Origin of the sequence: Terrabacter sp. Soil811 (assembly GCF_001429655.1) — a bacterium.
GTDB lineage: Bacteria > Actinomycetota > Actinomycetes > Actinomycetales > Dermatophilaceae > Terrabacter.
Genome location: NZ_LMSX01000001.1, coordinates 274,537 through 290,180, shown reverse-complemented (window position 1 = coordinate 290,180; position 15,644 = coordinate 274,537). Strand labels below are relative to the sequence as shown.

11 protein-coding genes are annotated in these 15,644 nt (G+C 71.2%); 5 read left to right on the top strand and 6 right to left on the bottom strand.

Translation table 11 applies throughout. From position 1 onward, the window contains the following. The first annotated feature begins 35 nt into the window (after positions 1-35). From ASH01_RS01295 to ASH01_RS01280, 4 genes are all read left to right on the top strand, one after another. The gene (locus ASH01_RS01295) at positions 36-350 is read left to right on the top strand and encodes a thiamine-binding protein (RefSeq protein WP_030195005.1); all 315 of its coding nucleotides are present in this window, start codon (positions 36-38) and stop codon (positions 348-350) included. After that, positions 343-849 carry a GNAT family N-acetyltransferase gene (locus ASH01_RS01290; protein ID WP_056770393.1) on the top strand — a complete coding sequence of 169 codons (507 nt, stop codon included), beginning with the start codon at positions 343-345 and terminating at the stop codon, positions 847-849. The genes ASH01_RS01295 and ASH01_RS01290 overlap by 8 nt, the downstream gene beginning before the upstream one ends. A 221-nt stretch (positions 850-1,070) precedes the next feature. After that, entirely contained in the window at positions 1,071-2,063 is a 993-nt protein-coding gene (locus ASH01_RS01285) for a hypothetical protein (protein WP_235508591.1), read from the top strand. A gap of 14 nt (positions 2,064-2,077) precedes the next feature. After that, a complete protein-coding gene (locus ASH01_RS01280) occupies positions 2,078-3,025 on the top strand; it encodes a tetratricopeptide repeat protein (RefSeq protein WP_056770388.1) in 948 nt (315 codons plus the stop codon). An 82-nt stretch (positions 3,026-3,107) separates the two neighbouring features. Here the strand turns inward: ASH01_RS01280 and ASH01_RS01275 are convergent, their stop codons facing one another. From ASH01_RS01275 to ASH01_RS01250, 6 genes are read right to left on the bottom strand one after another with little or no spacing between them, the layout of a single operon-like run. After that, a complete protein-coding gene (locus tag ASH01_RS01275) occupies positions 3,108-3,593 on the bottom strand; it encodes a hypothetical protein (RefSeq protein WP_056770386.1) in 486 nt (161 codons plus the stop codon). Then, positions 3,590-5,236, bottom strand: coding sequence for a phosphoglucomutase (alpha-D-glucose-1,6-bisphosphate-dependent) (pgm, locus tag ASH01_RS01270; protein ID WP_056770383.1), 1,647 nt, complete (start codon positions 5,234-5,236; stop codon positions 3,590-3,592). Before pgm ends, ASH01_RS01275 begins: the two co-directional genes overlap by 4 nt. Continuing rightward, positions 5,233-7,515, bottom strand: coding sequence for a 1,4-alpha-glucan branching protein GlgB (glgB, locus tag ASH01_RS01265; protein WP_056770381.1), 2,283 nt, complete (start codon positions 7,513-7,515; stop codon positions 5,233-5,235). The genes pgm and glgB overlap by 4 nt, the downstream gene beginning before the upstream one ends. Next, entirely contained in the window at positions 7,512-8,939 is a 1,428-nt protein-coding gene (locus ASH01_RS01260) for a maltokinase N-terminal cap-like domain-containing protein (protein WP_056770376.1), read from the bottom strand. The genes glgB and ASH01_RS01260 overlap by 4 nt, the downstream gene beginning before the upstream one ends. Next, positions 8,939-10,645 (bottom strand): maltose alpha-D-glucosyltransferase, encoded by a 1,707-nt coding sequence (gene treS / locus ASH01_RS01255; protein ID WP_056770373.1) that lies wholly within the window; start codon positions 10,643-10,645, stop codon positions 8,939-8,941. Before treS ends, ASH01_RS01260 begins: the two co-directional genes overlap by 1 nt. Positions 10,646-10,648: 3 nt before the next feature. Beyond that, positions 10,649-12,667 (bottom strand): alpha-1,4-glucan--maltose-1-phosphate maltosyltransferase, encoded by a 2,019-nt coding sequence (locus ASH01_RS01250; protein WP_056772505.1) that lies wholly within the window; start codon positions 12,665-12,667, stop codon positions 10,649-10,651. A gap of 308 nt (positions 12,668-12,975) precedes the next feature. Between ASH01_RS01250 and glgP the strand changes: the two genes are divergently transcribed. Further along, on the top strand, positions 12,976-15,564 hold the full coding sequence (glgP, locus tag ASH01_RS01245) for an alpha-glucan family phosphorylase (RefSeq protein WP_056770371.1): 2,589 nt from the start codon (positions 12,976-12,978) through the stop codon (positions 15,562-15,564). Positions 15,565-15,644 lie beyond the last annotated feature (80 nt).

Below are 15,644 nucleotides of genomic sequence, written 5' to 3'. Positions count from 1 at the left end.
GCGCGACGACGGCGGGGGCGGCATACGGTGAGGTCATGCTGATCGCCTTCTCCGTCGCCCCCACCGTCGCGGCCGACGACACCGGATCCGTGTCCGACGCCGTCGCCCGAGCCATCCGCGTCGTGCGCGACTCCGGTCTGCCGCACCGCACCGACGCGATGTTCACGACGATCGAAGGGGAGTGGGACGAGTGCATGGCTGTCGTCAAGCAGTGCTGCGACGTGCTGGCGGAGACCTCGCCGCGTGTCGGGCTCGTGCTCAAGGCCGACATCCGTCCCGGCTGGACGGGCGAGCTCGACGGCAAGCTCGAGCGGCTCGAGGATGCGCTCGGCCGTCAGCAGGATGACTGAGGGCGACTGGGCCCTGCGCCCGCTCGCACCCGAGGACTGCGACGAGCTGGGCCGGGTGCACATGGCCATCTGGCGCGACGCGTACGCCGACCTCATGCCGGCCGACTACCTCGCCGGGCTGAGTGACGAGCGCTGCGCGGACCGCTGGCGTGAGCGGGTCGCCCTGCCGCCGGACGCGCCCCAGCGCACCCTCGTGGTCGTCGATTCTGACGGCCGGCTCGCGGGTTTCGGCAGCGCCGGCCCCAGTCGCGACGAGGACGCACCCTCCGAGTGGGAGCTGTATGCCGTCAACCTCGCCCCGCACGCCCGTGGCACGGGCGTTGCCGACCGGCTCGTCGACGAGCTCCTCGGCGACCGCGACGCGACCTTGTGGGTCATCGAGGGCAACGCGAGGGCCAGGGCCTTCTACACGCGGCGCGGGTTCGTCGACGAGGGTGGGCGCGAGCTGCACCCGCCGACCGGCACCCCGGAGATGCGGATGGTCCGCCGCCTCGCCTGACGCGCGCAGGACAATCTGCGCATAACGGGCATAGGTCGCCGACCGTCGAGCGTGACCGGTCTGACATCGGCTCGTGTCGCTGCACGAACTGCGTCAGGAGTGTCGCAAATGTCCTCGGCGAGCCGTTCCCGCGGATTGGGGATGCAGCACGGTCCGTGCGTATCGTGGGTCGCGGCCGAACGCGCTCGGCCTGTCCCCCTGCGTCACCGAAAGGCTTTTCCATGCCCCGCACCGCGACTCGTCGACGTGCTCTTGCCGCCGCGCTCGCCTGCGCTGCCATGCTCTCCGCCTGCACCGGCAACTCCGACGACGGCACCGCCGGGACCGGCGGCTCGGCGACCCCTGTGGTCGCGGCCGATGCCGCCGACACGACCGCCGCCTCCGCCGTCGGTGCCGCAGCGACGTCCTCGCTCGACGCCTCGGCCGCCGGCGCGGCTGCTCGCAGCAAGGCCTTCGTCGGGGCCGCCCTGCAGTCGGCGAACGCGTATGCCAAGACGCTGCCCGGGCGCACCGCCGCGGAGAAGGCCGACGCCGAGCTCGCCACGACCGGCGTCAAGGTGCTCGCGCTGTCCCGCGCCGGAGACGCCCCGGCGCAGATCCTCGCGCAGACGACGCTGAAGAAGACCGGTGCGGCCGTCCTCGTGCTGCTCGTCGGTGGCCAGTCCGGTGCGCCGTTCAAGGCGGCCGCCGTCACCCCGATGCTCCCGGACGCCAAGCTCGACGCCCTCGACCCGACGACCGACGGCTCTGCCGCCGTCGCCGACGGCAAGGGCCTGAGCGCCAAGCCCGACGACGTCGTCTCGGCGTTCGCCGCCTCGGTGAAGTACCCCGACCCGACGGCGACCAAGGTGCTGGCCGACGACCCGCTCTCGGAGCAGCTGCGCCAGTCGGCCCGCGCGCAGTCGCAGGCCCTCAACAACCAGGGTGCCTTCACCCAGGAGCACGAGCCCAAGGGCGTCATCGGTGGCCTGCGCCTCAAGGACGGCAACGGCGCCATCGTCTTCGCCCACCTCGTGCGCAACGACGCCATCGCCATGCGGACCCCCGTCAAGCTCACCCCGGCCAAGGACCTGACGCTCCTGACCGGCATCAAGCAGATCACGACCGAGGCCAACCTCACCTCCAACGAGATCGTCGCCATCGTCATCCCTGCGTCCGGACAGGCGCGCATCGTCGCCGCTTCGGACCAGCTCGTCGCCGGCTCGGGTCGGTGAGGCAGGATTGATCTATGAGTCACCAGCCATTCACCGCAGCAGCACTTCGCGGTGCCGTCGACCTGTCATCGCTCAAGCGTCCGGCCCAGCCGGCTGGCCCCGCATCCGGCGCGGCCTCCACCTCCGCGGACGGTGCTGGCCTCGTCATCGAGGGCACTGACGCCACGATCCGTGACGTCATCGCGGCGTCCGACCGGCACCCCGTCGTCATGGTGCTGTGGTCGCCGCGGCTCCAGGAGTCGGCCGACTTCGTCACGACCCTCGGTGCGGTGGCCCGCCGCTACGCGGGCCGCTTCCAGCTCGTCACCGTCGACGTCGACGCGAACCCCACGATCCTGCAGGCCTTCCAGGTCCAGGCCGTGCCGGTGAGCTTCGCCTTCGTGCAGAGCCAACCCGTGCCGCTGTTCGAGGGCGCGCAGCCCGAGGCCCAGGTCACGGCCGTCATCGACCAGGTGCTCCAGCTCGCGGCGCAGCACGGGGTCACCGGCACCGTCACGGTCGGGGACGAGGCCGAGGCACCGGCCGACGAGGCCGAGCAGGAGCAGCCGCTGCCGCCACTGCACCAGAAGGCCTTCGACGCCATCGAGGCGGGCGACCTCGACGGGGCCGCCTCGGCCTACCGCGAGGCCCTCGCGCAGAGCCCTGCCGACACCGACGCCAAGCTCGGACTCGCCCAGGTCGGGCTCATGCAGCGCACCCAGGGGGCCGATCTCCAGGCCGCCCGGGCCGCTGCGGCCGCCGCGCCGACCGACGTCGACGCGCAGATCCTCGTCGCCGACCTCGACCTGCTCGGAGGTCATGTCGAGGACGCCTTCATGCGGCTCATCGACACGGTGCGCGTCACGGCAGACGCCGACCGCAACACGGCGCGTGAGCATCTCGTGGAGCTCTTCGAGGTCATCGGCGTCACCGACGAGCGCGTCGCGAAGGCACGCAAGTCCCTCATGAGCGCCCTGTTCTGAGGGCCCTGACACGAAGCGGGCCATCCTCCACGTCGGAGGGTGGCCCGCTGTGCTGTGTGGGTGCCGTCGCGTGCCGGCGGTGTCAGGTGGCTGACGTGGCGACGAGCGCGTCGGCCAGCCGTGTGACGACGTCGTCGGCCGTGGCATCGACCGGGTCCGTGCCGTCGACCCACAGGCCCCAGTGCGGCGTGGCGGGGTCGGCGCCGTCACGGACGACGACCACGTGGATCGGCTCGGGCTCGACGAGGTCGAGGAAGTCCTCGAGCCGGTCACCGAGCGCGTCCTCGGCGACGACCGCGTCGAGGCCCTCGAGCTGGTAGGTCTCGGCCACGGCCAGGGCCGCTGACCAGCGCAGCAGCCGCCTCTGCAGCTGTTCCGACGTCGGCGGCTCGTCCCACCCGGGGACGGCGCCGCTCGTGACGGCCGCCTCGAGTGCCGCACCGTCGACGACGACGGCCCGTTGGAGACGAGCAGCCACGGCCGACGCGAGGGCGGCCCGAGCGTCGGCGCGGGCCGCCGTCACGAGCACCAGACGGCCCCGCGGACCAGACTCGTCGAGCTCGCTCATCCGCCGAGGGCCGCCGACACGACGTCCTTGGCCTCGGCCTGCACCCGGGCGAGGTGCTCGGCGCCCTGGAAGGACTCGGCGTAGATCTTGTAGACGTCCTCGGTGCCCGACGGGCGCGCGGCGAACCACGCGCTCTCGGTCGTCACCTTGAGACCGCCGATCTTGGCGCCGTTGCCCGGGGCCTCGGTCAGCTTGCCTGTGATCGGCTCTCCCGCAAGGGTCTCCGCCGTCACGTCGCTGGGGGAGAGGGCCCCGAGCTTGGCCTTCTCCTCACGCGACGCCGCCGCGTCGATGCGGGCGTATGCCGGGTCGCCGTGTCGCGCTGTCAGCTCGGCGTAGTGCTGGCTGGGCGTCCTGCCGGTCGCGGCGAGGATCTCGGACGCCAGGAGGGCGAGCAGGATGCCGTCCTTGTCGGTCGACCAGACCGTGCCGTCCTGGCGCAGGAAGCTCGCTCCGGCGGACTCCTCCCCGCCGAACCCGACCGAGCCGTCGAGCAGCCCGGGCACGAACCACTTGAAGCCCACGGGGACCTCGAGGAGCGTGCGACCGAGGTCGGAGGCGACGCGGTCGATCATCGAGGAGGACACGAGGGTCTTGCCGATGGCGGTCGTCGCGGGCCAACCCGGTCGGGCCCCGCCGTAGAGGTACTGGATGGCCACGGCGAGGTAGTGGTTGGGGTTCATCAGGCCGGCGTCGGGCGTGACGATGCCGTGCCGGTCGGCGTCGGCGTCGTTGCCCGTCGAGATGTCGTAGGCGTCCTTGGCGTGGATGAGCGAGGCCATCGCGGACGGCGAGCTGCAGTCCATCCGGATCTTGCCGTCCCAGTCGAGGGTCATGAAGGCCCACTGCGGGTCGACGCGCGGGTTGACGACGGTGAGGTCGAGCCCGTGCCGTTCACCGATCTCGCCCCAGTAGGCGACGGACGCGCCACCCAGCGGGTCGGCTCCGATGCGCACGCCGGCCTCGCGGACCCGGGCGAGGTCGACGACGTTCGGCAGGTCGTCGACGTAGGTGCCCATGAAGTCGTAGGAACCGGCCTCGCCGCGGGCCTGCTCGAAGGCCACGCGGCGGACCTCGCGCAGCCCACCGCGGATGAGGTCGTTGGCGCGCTCGGCGATGACCGACGTCGCGTCGGTGTCGGCCGGGCCGCCGTGCGGCGGGTTGTACTTGAAGCCGCCGTCGGCCGGCGGGTTGTGCGACGGCGTGACGACGATGCCGTCGGCCAGTCCGCTGGCGCCCGAGGCCTTGCCGCGGTTGGCGCGGAGGATGGCGTGCGAGACGGCCGGGGTCGGGGTGAACCCGTCGCGGTCGTCGACGAGCACCTGCACACCGTTGGCCACGAGCACCTCGAGCGCCGAGCGCCAGGCGGGGTCGGACAGCGCATGCGTGTCGCGGCCGATGAAGAGGGGCCCGTCGAAACCCTGCGAGACGCGGTAGTCGACGATGGCCTGCGTCGTGGCGAGGATGTGGTCCTCGTTGAACGCCGTGCGCAGGCTCGACCCGCGGTGTCCCGACGTGCCGAACGCGACCTGCTGGTCGGGGTCGTCGACGTCGGGGTGCCGGTCGTAGTAGGCCCCGACGAGGGCGTCGACGTCGACGAGGTCCTCGGCCTGTGCGGGCTGACCGGCGCGCGGGTGGGTCATGAGGGGTCTCCGTTCGGGGTCGGGTCGGCGTCGCTGCTCGCGAGGGTCCCGGACACGACGGCCGGGACGGAGGGCTCGTCGACGGGGACGAGCCAGACGGTCGAAAGGCGCGGGACGGTGAGGTCGGCGGCATACGGCTGCTGGTGCCAGGCCTCCTCGCGCGCCTCGACGACGGTGCCGGTGCTGCTCGGGGCGTCGGGGTGGTAGCCGGCCGTGTCGAGGACGACCGTCCACCGCCCGCCGCGCGGCAGCCCGATGCGGTAGGACTGCTGCGTCTCGCCGCTGAAGTTCATGACGCACGCCACGACCGGGGCGTCGGTCGCCCGGTCGCCCGTGCCGAAGCGCAGCCACGAGAACGTGTTGTGGGCTGCGTCGTCGGCCTCGAGCCACTCGAAGCCCGAGCGGTCGGAGTCGAGCTCCCACAGCGCCCGGTTGCCGCGGTAGATGCCGTTGAGGTCCTTGACGAGGTTGTGCACGCGGTAGTGCAGCGGCTGCTCGAGCAACCACCAGTCGAGGCTGCGGCCCTCGGACCACTCGGACTCCTGGCCGAACTCGCAGCCCATGAAGAGCAGCTGCTTGCCGGGGTGGCACCAGAGGTAGGCGAGGAAGGCGCGAAGGGTCGCGACCTGCTCCTCGCGCGGGCCCCGCGACTTGCGCAGCAGCGAGCCCTTGCCGTGGACGACCTCGTCGTGGCTGATCGGCAGCACGAAGTTCTCGTCGAAGGCGTACATCAGGGAGAAGGTGAGCTTGCCGTGGTGGTAGCTCCGGTATATCGGCTCCTCGCCGAGGTACTTCAGCGAGTCGTTCATCCAGCCCATGTTCCACTTGAAGCCGAAGCCGAGACCGCCCTCGTTGGTCGGCTTCGTGACGCCCGGCCACGTCGTCGACTCCTCGGCGATCGTGACGATCCCGCCGACCCGCTTGTAGGCGGTGCCGTTCGTCTCCTTGAGCAGCTCGACGGCCTCGAGGTTCTCGCGCCCGCCGTCCTTGTTGGGCACCCAGGCCCCGGCGTCGCGGGCGTAGTCGAGGTAGAGCATCGAGGCCACGCCGTCGACGCGGAGGCCGTCGAGGTGGAACTCCTCGAGCCAGTAGATGGCGTTGGCGACGAGGAAGTTGCGCACCTCGGGCCGGCCGTAGTCGAAGATGTTGGAGCCCCACTCGGGGTGCCAGCCCTTGCGGGGGTCCGGGTGTTCGTAGAGCGGCAGGCCGTCGAAGCGGGCGAGGGCCCACTCGTCGGTGGCGAAGTGCCCGGGCACCCAGTCGAGCAGGACGCCGATGCCGGCACGGTGCAGCTCGTCGACGAGGAAGCGGAAGTCGTCGGGCCGGCCCCAGCGCGAGCTCGGGGCGTAGTAGCCGGTCACGTGGTAGCCCCACGACGGGACGTACGGGTGCTCCATGACGGGCAGGAACTCGACGTGCGTGAAGCCGAGGTCGCGCACGTAGTTGACGAGGTGCTCGGCCAGACCGCGGTAGCCGAGCTCCTGGCGCCACGAGCCGAGGTGGACCTCGTAGATGCTCATCGGTCCCTGGTGGGCGTTGCTCGTGCGGCGGCGCTCCATCCAGTCGTCGTCGCGCCAGTCGTAGTGGGTCTCGGTGACGATGGCGGCCTGCTTGGGCGCGACCTCCGTCATCCGCGCCATCGGGTCGCTCTTGAGCCGGACGAGCTCGTCGGGGCCGCGCACGGCGAACTGATAGTTCATCCCCTCCTGGGCGCCGGGCAGGAAGAGCTCCCAGATGCCGCTCTCGCCGAGCGCCCGCATCGGGTGCGAGCGGCGGTCCCAGTCGTTGAAGTCGCCGATGACGTGGACGGCCTTGGCGCGCGGCGCCCACACCGCGAACGACACGCCCCAGACGTCGCCGAGCGGGCCGGGGTAGTGGCGCACGTGCGCGCCGAGGACGGTCCACAGCTGCTCGTGGCGGCCCTCGTTGATGAGGTGGCGGTCGATCTCGCCGAGGGTCGGGGCGAAGCGGTAGGGGTCGTCCTGCTCGTGCTCCACGCCGTCGCCGTACTCGACGAGGAGGCGGTAGTCGTGGGTCGTGCCGAAGTCGGGCGAGGTCATCGACCAGATGCCGTCGCGGACGTGCTGCAGCTCGACCCGCTCGCCCGAGTCGAGACGGGCGCCGACCCGGGTCGCGAAGGGGCGGTAGGCGGTGATCGTCAGGCCGCCGGGCCCGACATGGTGGCCGAGCAGGTCGTGCGGCTGGCCGTTGCGGCCCTGGAGGAAGGCCGTGATGGCGGCGTCGTCGAGGGAGGGACCGTGGGCGGTCTCGGTGGTCATGGCGTGCCTTCCTCGGTGGTGAGTCGCTCGACGGCGCCGAGCGGGATCGGCAGCCACGAGGGCCGGTTGCGGGCCTCGTAGACGACCTCGTAGAGCGCCTTGTCGAGCTCGAGCGCGCGGGTCAGTGCCTGCGCGTCGGCGTCGGGCGCCCCTGCGACGGAGGCGTACCCGTCGAGGAAGGCGGCCCGGCAGGCCGCCGCCCAGACGGTCGCGTCGACCGGTGACTCGGCCAGCGCCACTGAGCCCGCGGCGTAGTCGAAGGAGCGGAGCATGCCTGCGACGTCACGCGCCGTGAGGTCGGGGAGTACGCGTTCGGCGAGCGGGCGCAGCGGCTCGCCCTCGAAGTCGAGGGCCACCCAGCCGCGCTCGGGCACGTCGAGGACCTGGCCGAGGTGGTAGTCGCCGTGGATCCGCTGCAGCGACGGCCAGTGCACGCCGTGCACGTACGCGACGACGCGCTCGACGGCGGCCGAGCGGGAGGCGAGGTCGGGCACGAGGGCCACGGCGGCGGCATACCGCTGGCGCATCGACGCGACGACGGCCTCGCGCGCCTCGGGCGTCACCTCGTGCGTGCCGAGAGCGTGCGCGAGCGCCGTGTGGATCTGGGCGGTGACGACGCCGAGGTCACGGGCCCGGTCGGTGAAGTCCGTGCCCGACGCGGCGGCGACGAGTGCGACCCGCCACGCGTCCTCGACCCCGGGGATGAACTCCTGGGCGAAGGCGAGGTGCCCGTGCATCGTCGTGCCACCGGTCGGGGCGTCCCAGGCACCCGACAGGTGGCCGATGGCCATCGGCACACGGTCGGAGCCCTCCTCCGTCAGGGCGGACTGCACGACGACGTCGGGGTTGTCGCCGTCCTGGAGGGTGCGGAAGACCTTGACGATGACCGGCTCGGCCGGGCCGCCGTCAGGAGCGGTCATGCGGCAGATGACCGACGTGTTGGACTGCTCGCCGCTGAGCACCGTCGACGACGACACCGAGCCGTCGGCGTGGCCGGTCGAGGAGCCGGTGGCGAGCGCGTTGCTGCCGACCGAGGCCTGCGCCTCGTCGGAGGCGCCGCCGCCGAGGATCGTCGCCATGAGCTGGCTGACGTAGACCGGGTCGTGCGGTCCGTCGTAGACCCACCGTGTGCCGAGGACGCTGTGCTCCATCGTGCCGAGCAGCGCGTGCTCGGCGCCCTCCAGAGGGGCCGAACGGTAGGTGAGGGGCACCTGGTAGACGACGGCCGGGGCCACGGCCTCGTCGGCGAGGAGCAGCGTCTCGCAGCCCACCTCGCCCTCGGGGTCCTCGAAGCGGAACCCGCCGACGCGGCGCAGCTGCGGGACGTGGCCCTTGCCGTGGTACCACCGCTGGTGCGGCATCCACTCGGTGACCATCTCGGTCTTGGTCGGCACGATCGACGCGCCCTTGTGCACGATGGCCATCAGCCGCGGTCCTCCCCGCCCCGCACGCGGAGCCAGAAGAAGTCGCGCGAGCCGAGCGTCAGGGTGACCCGTCCGTCGCTCGCCACCCACGGGAAGCCGCTGCCGCCGAAGAGGTCGATGAGCTCGCGGCCGGCGAGCTCCTCCGGCAGCTGGATCGTCGCGGCCTGGGGGCGGCTCGAGAGGTTGTTGACGCAGAGCACGGCCTCGCCGGGCTCGTTGCCGTCGGCCTCCAGGGTGCGCGTGAAGGCGAGGATGGACTCGTTGTCGGCCTCGACGACGGTGAAGTCGCCGAGCCCGAAGACCGGATGCCGTCCGCGGATCTGGAGCATCCCGCGCACCCAGTGCAGGAGCGAGGCCGAGGAGGCCATCTGCGCCTCGACGTTGATGTTGTTGTAGTGGTAGACGAGGCTGCTGATGACGGGCAGGTAGAGCTTGCCCGGGTCGACGCTCGAGAAGCCGGCGTTGCGGTCGGGGGTCCACTGCATCGGCGTGCGCACCGCGTCGCGGTCGGTGAGCCAGATGTTGTCGCCCATGCCGATCTCGTCGCCGTAGTAGAGGCACGGCGACCCCGGCAGCGAGAGGATCAGCGCGTGGATGAGCTCGATCTCGGGCCGTGAGTTGTCGAGCAGGGGAGCGAGCCGGCGGCGGATGCCGACGTTGGCACGCATCCGGGGGTCGGGGGCGTACCAGCCGTACATCGCGGCGCGCTCCTCGGGCGTCACCATCTCGAGCGTCAGCTCGTCGTGGTTGCGCAGGAACGTGCCCCACTGGGTGCCCGACGGGATGGCCGGCGTGTCCGCGAGCACGTCGATGATCGGGGCGGCGGTCTCCTCGCGGAGCGAGTAGTAGAGCCGGGGCATGACCGGGAAGTGGAAGCACATCTGGCACTCCGGCGCCTCCTCGGTGCCGAAGTAGTCGACGACCTCGGCGGGCGGCTGGTTGGCCTCCGCGAGCAGGATCCGGCCGGGGTACTCGGCGTCGACCATGGCGCGCAGCTTGGCGAGGAACTCGTGCGTCCTCGGGAGGTTCTCGCAGTTCGTGCCCTCCTCCTCGAAGAGGTACGGGACCGCGTCGAGACGGAAGCCGTCGATCCCGAGGTCCATCCAGAAGCGCACGATGTCGAACATCGCCTCCTGCACGGCCTCGTTCTCGAAGTTGAGGTCGGGCTGGTGGCTGAAGAAGCGGTGCCAGAAGAACTGCCGCCGCACCGGGTCGAAGGTCCAGTTCGAGACCTCGGTGTCGACGAAGATGATGCGAGCGTCGTCGTAGCCGTCGTCGGTGTCGGACCAGACGTAGAAGTCGCCGTAGGGCCCGTCGGGCTCGGCACGGCTCGCCTGGAACCACGGGTGCTGGTCGCTCGTGTGGTTCATGACGAAGTCCGTGACGATGCGGATGCCGCGGGCGTGAGCCTGCGAGACGAGCTCGGTGAACTCCGGCAGCGTGCCGAACTCGGGCAGGACCGCCTTGTAGTCGGCGATGTCGTAGCCGCCGTCGCGCAGCGGAGACGCGTAGAAGGGCGGCAGCCAGAGGCAGTCGACCCCGAGCCACTGGAGGTAGTCGAGCCGGTTGATGAGACCGGTGAAGTCACCGGCGCCGGAGCCCTTCGAGTCGGCGAAGGCCCGGACGAGCACCTCGTAGAAGACCGCCTTCTTGAACCACTGCGGGTCGTGCTTGAGGCCGGGCTGGGACAGGTTGAGGCCCTGCATGCGTCAGTGGCTCCTCACGTGGATGATGTGGACGGGTTCGGAGTCGGGACCGAGCCGCACGAAGTTGTCCTGGCGCCACTCCCACGTCTGGTTCGTGATGTGGTCGTGCGCGTCGAACGTCGACCACGTGGCCATACCCAGTGCCTCCATGTCGAGGTGCACCCACGTCTCACGCGTGGCGTGCGGGTCGAGGTTGGCGATGACGAGGACGGTGTCGCGCTCGCCCGTGGCCCGGTCGACGACACGGGACTTGCTGAAGACCATGACGTTCTCGTCGTCAGCCGCGTGGAAGCGCAGGTTGCGCAGCCAGTGCAGCGCGGGGTGCCAGCCGCGGATGTCGTTGAGCCGCTTGAGGTACCAGGCGAGCGAGCGGCTCTCGAGGGGGCCCCCCGGCTCGTAGAGGTACCACTGGCGGTCCTTGTACTCGTACTTCTCGTTGTCGAGCTGCTCCTCGGCCCCGGGACGCGCCACGTGCTCCATGAGCTCGTAGCCGGCGTAGATGCCGTAGGTCGGGGCCATCGTCGCGGCGACCGCGGCGCGCAGCTTCCACGCGGTCGGGCCGCCGTACTGCATGTAGGGCGTGAGGATGTCGTGCGTCGTCGGCCAGAAGGCCGGGCGCATGTACGCCGACCCGGTGTCCTCGCCCGCGAGCTCGGTGCCGTACTCCTCGAGCTCCCACTTCGCGTTGCGCCACGCGTAGTAGGTGTAGCTCTGCTGGAATCCGGCCTTGGCGAGGTGGTGCATCATCGCCGGCTTGGTGAAGGCCTCGGACAGCCAGATGGTGTCGGGGTGGTCCTGCGCGACATCGGCGATCAGCCACTGCCAGAAGGCGACCGGCTTGGTGTGGGGGTTGTCGACGCGGAAGATGCGCACGCCGTGGTCGAGCCACACCTGGATGACCCGGCGCACCTCGGCGTAGGACCCGGCAGGGTCGTTGTCGAAGTTGAGCGGGTAGATGTCCTGGTACTTCTTCGGCGGGTTCTCGGCGTAGGCGATGGTGCCGTCGGCCCGGGTCGTGAAGAGGTCGGGGTGCGTCTGGACCCACGGGTGGTCGGGGGAGGCCTGCAAAGCGATGTCGAGGGCCACCTCCATGCCGAGCCGTCGCGTCTCGGCGACGAAGTGGTCGAAGTCCTCGAACGTGCCGAGGTCGGGGTGGATCGCGTCGTGCCCGCCGTCGGGCGAGCCGATGGCATAAGGGGATCCGGGGTCGCCGGGCTGGGCCGTGAGGGTGTTGTTGCGCCCCTTGCGGGCCGTCGTCCCGATCGGGTGGATCGGCGTCAGGTAGACGACGTCGAAGCCCATGTCGGCGATGGCGGGCAGCCGCTCGGCCGCGGACCGGAAGGTGCCCGACACCCACTCGCCGGTCTTCTCGTCGCGGTGGGCGCCCTCGGACCGGGGGAAGATCTCGTACCAGGCGCCGTAGAGCGCGCGCTCGCGCTCGACGAGCAGGGAGTATGCCGGTGACGCCGACACGAACTCCCGCAGCGGCACGAGGGCGGCGAGACCGGCGATCTCCGGCGAGGTCGCCGCGCCGAAGCGGTGCGCGGCTGGGGCCCGGTTGTCGCCCAGGGCGACGACGCCCTTGTCGATCTCGGCGGCGTCGACGCCGAGGCCGCGGACGGCCGCGGCGAAGCGCTCGAGCACGCGGACGCCCTCGGCGCACATGAGGTCCTCGTCGACGCCGGCGGCGATCTTGATGCCGGCGTCGTGCACCCAGGTCGCGTAGGGGTCGGACCAGCCCTCGACGCGGTAGGTCCACCAGCCCTCGCGGTCGGCGACGACGGTGGCGGCCCACTCGGACAGGCCGGGGTTGACGCTGTGCATGGCGAAGTAGTGGTCGGTGCCGTCGGGGTCGGTGAGCACGGCCGTCGCGTTGACGGCGTCGTGGCCCTCGCGGAAGACCTTGGCCCGGACGGTGAACTCCTCGCCGACGACCGACTTGGCCGGGCGGGTCCCGCCGTCGACGAGCGGACGGACGTCGCTCACGGGGATGCGTCCCATCGGGAGCGCGTCACCCGGCATGCCCTCGACGGTCGGCGGGGCGCTCACGGGGTGGTCGGGGGCGAGGTGGACGGCTCCTGCCTCGGTGTCGTCGACGAACGCGGTGTCTGCGGTCGGGGTGGCATCGTCGCGTCGTGGTGCTTGGGGGGCGGCGTTGCGCACACGGTTCGGCTTGCTGGAACGGGGCTTCTTCGCTGAGCCAGTCACGTGATCGACCGTATCGAAGTTGCAGCGTTTGGCCCATGACGCGCCGAGGCCCCGTCCGATGGGTGAAACCCCGCTGCAAGGGTTGCAAGAAGCCGTCATCGCGACCCCTATGCTGTCCCCTTGTGAAGGCCATCCGTCGCTTCAGCGTCCGTACCGTCCTGCCGAGCCGCATCGAGGGACTCGGCGTCCTCGCGAGCAACCTGCGCTGGTCCTGGCACCCGCCGACCCGCGACCTGTTCGAGAGCATCAGCGCCCGCAAGTGGGCCCAGGCCGGTGAGGACCCCGTCAAGCTCCTCTCCCGCCTGTCCTCCGACGAGCTGGCCGCGCTGGCCGCCGACGACGAGTTCGTCGGCAGCGTCGTGGCCGCCAACGAGGACCTGCACCACTACCTCTCCGACGAGCGCTGGTACCAGTCGTGGAGCCGCGAGCAGGAGGCCGCCGGCAAGGCTGCCCCGGCCGCGGTCGCGTACTTCAGCCCGGAGTTCGGCATCACGTCCGTGCTGCCGCAGTACTCCGGCGGCCTCGGCATCCTCGCCGGCGACCACCTCAAGACCGCGTCGGACCTCGGCGTGCCGATCGTCGGCGTCGGGCTCTTCTACAAGACCGGCTACTTCAAGCAGTCGCTCAACCGCGACGGGTGGCAGGTCGAGACCTACCCGGTCCTCGACCCCGACGGCCTCCCGCTGTCGCTGCTGCGCGAGGAGGACGGCACGCCCGCCGTCGTCACCGTGAGCCTGCCCGCGGGCCGCCAGCTGCACGCCCACGTCTGGAAGGCGCAGGTCGGTCGCGTGCCCCTGCTGCTGCTCGACTCCGACGTGCCCGGCAACGACGAGCAGACCCGCAAGGTCACCGAGTCGCTCTACGGCGGCGGCGGCGACACCCGCCTCGAGCAGGAGCTGCTCCTCGGCATCGGTGGCGTGCGCGCCCTGCGTCTGTGGTCCCGCCTGTCCGGCGACCCGACGCCGGAGGTCTACCACACCAACGAGGGCCACGCCGGCTTCCTCGGCGTCGAGCGCATCACCGAGCTGGTCCGCGACCACGGCCTGACCTTCGACGAGGCCCTCGAGGCCGTGCGCGCAGCGACGGTCTTCACGACCCACACGCCCGTGCCCGCCGGCATCGACCGCTTCGACGCCGCGAAGATCAACCTCTTCTTCGGCGGCGCCAACGCCATCCCCGGCGTGCCGGTCGAGCGCCTGCTCGCCCTCGGCGCCGAGGACTACGAGGGCGGCCAGCCGGGCATCTTCAACATGGCCGTCATGGGCCTGCGGCTCGCGCAGCGCGCCAACGGCGTGTCCCAGCTGCACGGCGTCGTGAGCCGCGAGATGTTCGACGGCCTGTGGCCGGGCTTCGACGACGTCGAGGTCCCGATCTCCAGCATCACCAACGGTGTCCACGCCCCGACGTGGGTCGACCGGGCCGTCTACGACGTGGCCCGCAAGCACCTCGGCACGACCGACATCTCGGGCGAGAACGCCTGGGAGCGCATCGACGAGGTGCCCGCCGATGCCGTGTGGTCGACCAAGCGCGTCATGCGCGAGAAGCTCGTCGCCGACGCCCGCCGTCGCGTCAAGGCCTCGTGGCAGAAGCGTGGCGCGAGCGACGCCGAGCTCGGCTGGGTCGAGGACATCCTCGACCCCGACGTGCTGACGATCGGCTTCGCCCGACGCGTGCCGACCTACAAGCGCCTCACCCTGATGCTGCGAGACCCCGAGCGCCTCAAGCGTCTCCTGCTCCACCCGGAGCGTCCCGTGCAGCTCGTCATCGCCGGCAAGTCGCACCCGGCCGACGAGACCGGCAAGCGCCTCATCCAGGAGATGGTCCGCTTCGCCGACGACCCCGAGGTGCGCCACCGCATCGTCTTCCTGCCCAACTACGACATCGCGATGGCCCAGCACCTCTACCCGGGCTGCGACGTCTGGCTCAACAACCCGTTGCGACCGTTCGAGGCGTGCGGCACGTCGGGCATGAAGGCGGCCCTCAACGGCGGCCTCAACCTCTCGATCCTCGACGGCTGGTGGGACGAGTGGTTCGACGGTCGCAACGGCTGGGCGATCCCGACCGCAGACGGCGTCGAGGACGCCGACCGGCGTGACGACATCGAGGCCTCGGCGCTCTACGACCTCATCGAGAACGACGTCGCCGCGAAGTTCTACGACCGGGACGCCGCGGGCCTGCCGCAGGGCTGGATCGACATGATGACCCACACCCTCAAGACGCTCGGCCCGAAGGTCCTCGCGAGCCGCATGGTGCAGGACTACACGGAGCAGCTCTACAGCCCGGCGGCCGGAGCCGGTCGCTCCGTGTCCGGGTCGGAGTTCGCCGGTGCCAAGGACCTTGCTGCCTACAAGACGAAGATCCGCAGCGCCTGGCCCAAGGTCAAGGTCGAGCACGTCGAGCCCTCGGGTCTGTCGGACTCGCCGCAGATCGGCGACGTCCTCGACCTGCGCGCCTACGTCGCCCTCGACGGGCTCACCCCCGACGACGTCGAGGTGCAGCTCGTCCACGGACACGTCAACGACGTCGACGAGCTGTGGGGCATGGAGGTCGCCCCGCTCGCCCTCGTCGAGTCCTACGCCGACGGCCGGCACCAGTTCGCCGGCTCGCAGCCGCTGCGTCGCACCGGGTCGTTCGGCTACAGCGTCCGCGTCGTCCCGAAGCACCCCGGGCTCGCCGGCCCGGCCGAGCTGGGACTCGCGCGCAACGCCTGAGGCTCGTCGACCGAGAGCCCGGACCCCGCTGGGGTCCGGGCTCTCGTCGTCCGCGGACGTATGCCGGGTGGCAGGGTCCC

Bases quoted from the DNA above. Each gene is read 5' to 3' on its own strand.
- ASH01_RS01275 (WP_056770386.1), bottom strand. From the start codon at position 3,593: ATGAGCGAGCTCGACGAGTCTGGTCCGCGGGGCCGTCTGGTGCTCGTG.
- ASH01_RS01260 (WP_056770376.1), bottom strand. From the start codon at position 8,939: ATGGCCATCGTGCACAAGGGCGCGTCGATCGTGCCGACCAAGACCGAG.
- pgm (WP_056770383.1), bottom strand. From the start codon at position 5,236: ATGACCCACCCGCGCGCCGGTCAGCCCGCACAGGCCGAGGACCTCGTC.
- ASH01_RS01290 (WP_056770393.1), top strand. From the start codon at position 343: ATGACTGAGGGCGACTGGGCCCTGCGCCCGCTCGCACCCGAGGACTGC.
- treS (WP_056770373.1), bottom strand. From the start codon at position 10,645: ATGCAGGGCCTCAACCTGTCCCAGCCCGGCCTCAAGCACGACCCGCAG.
- ASH01_RS01280 (WP_056770388.1), top strand. From the start codon at position 2,078: ATGAGTCACCAGCCATTCACCGCAGCAGCACTTCGCGGTGCCGTCGAC.
- ASH01_RS01250 (WP_056772505.1), bottom strand. From the start codon at position 12,667: ATGCCGGGTGACGCGCTCCCGATGGGACGCATCCCCGTGAGCGACGTC.
- ASH01_RS01285 (WP_235508591.1), top strand. From the start codon at position 1,071: ATGCCCCGCACCGCGACTCGTCGACGTGCTCTTGCCGCCGCGCTCGCC.
- ASH01_RS01295 (WP_030195005.1), top strand. From the start codon at position 36: ATGCTGATCGCCTTCTCCGTCGCCCCCACCGTCGCGGCCGACGACACC.
- glgB (WP_056770381.1), bottom strand. From the start codon at position 7,515: ATGACCACCGAGACCGCCCACGGTCCCTCCCTCGACGACGCCGCCATC.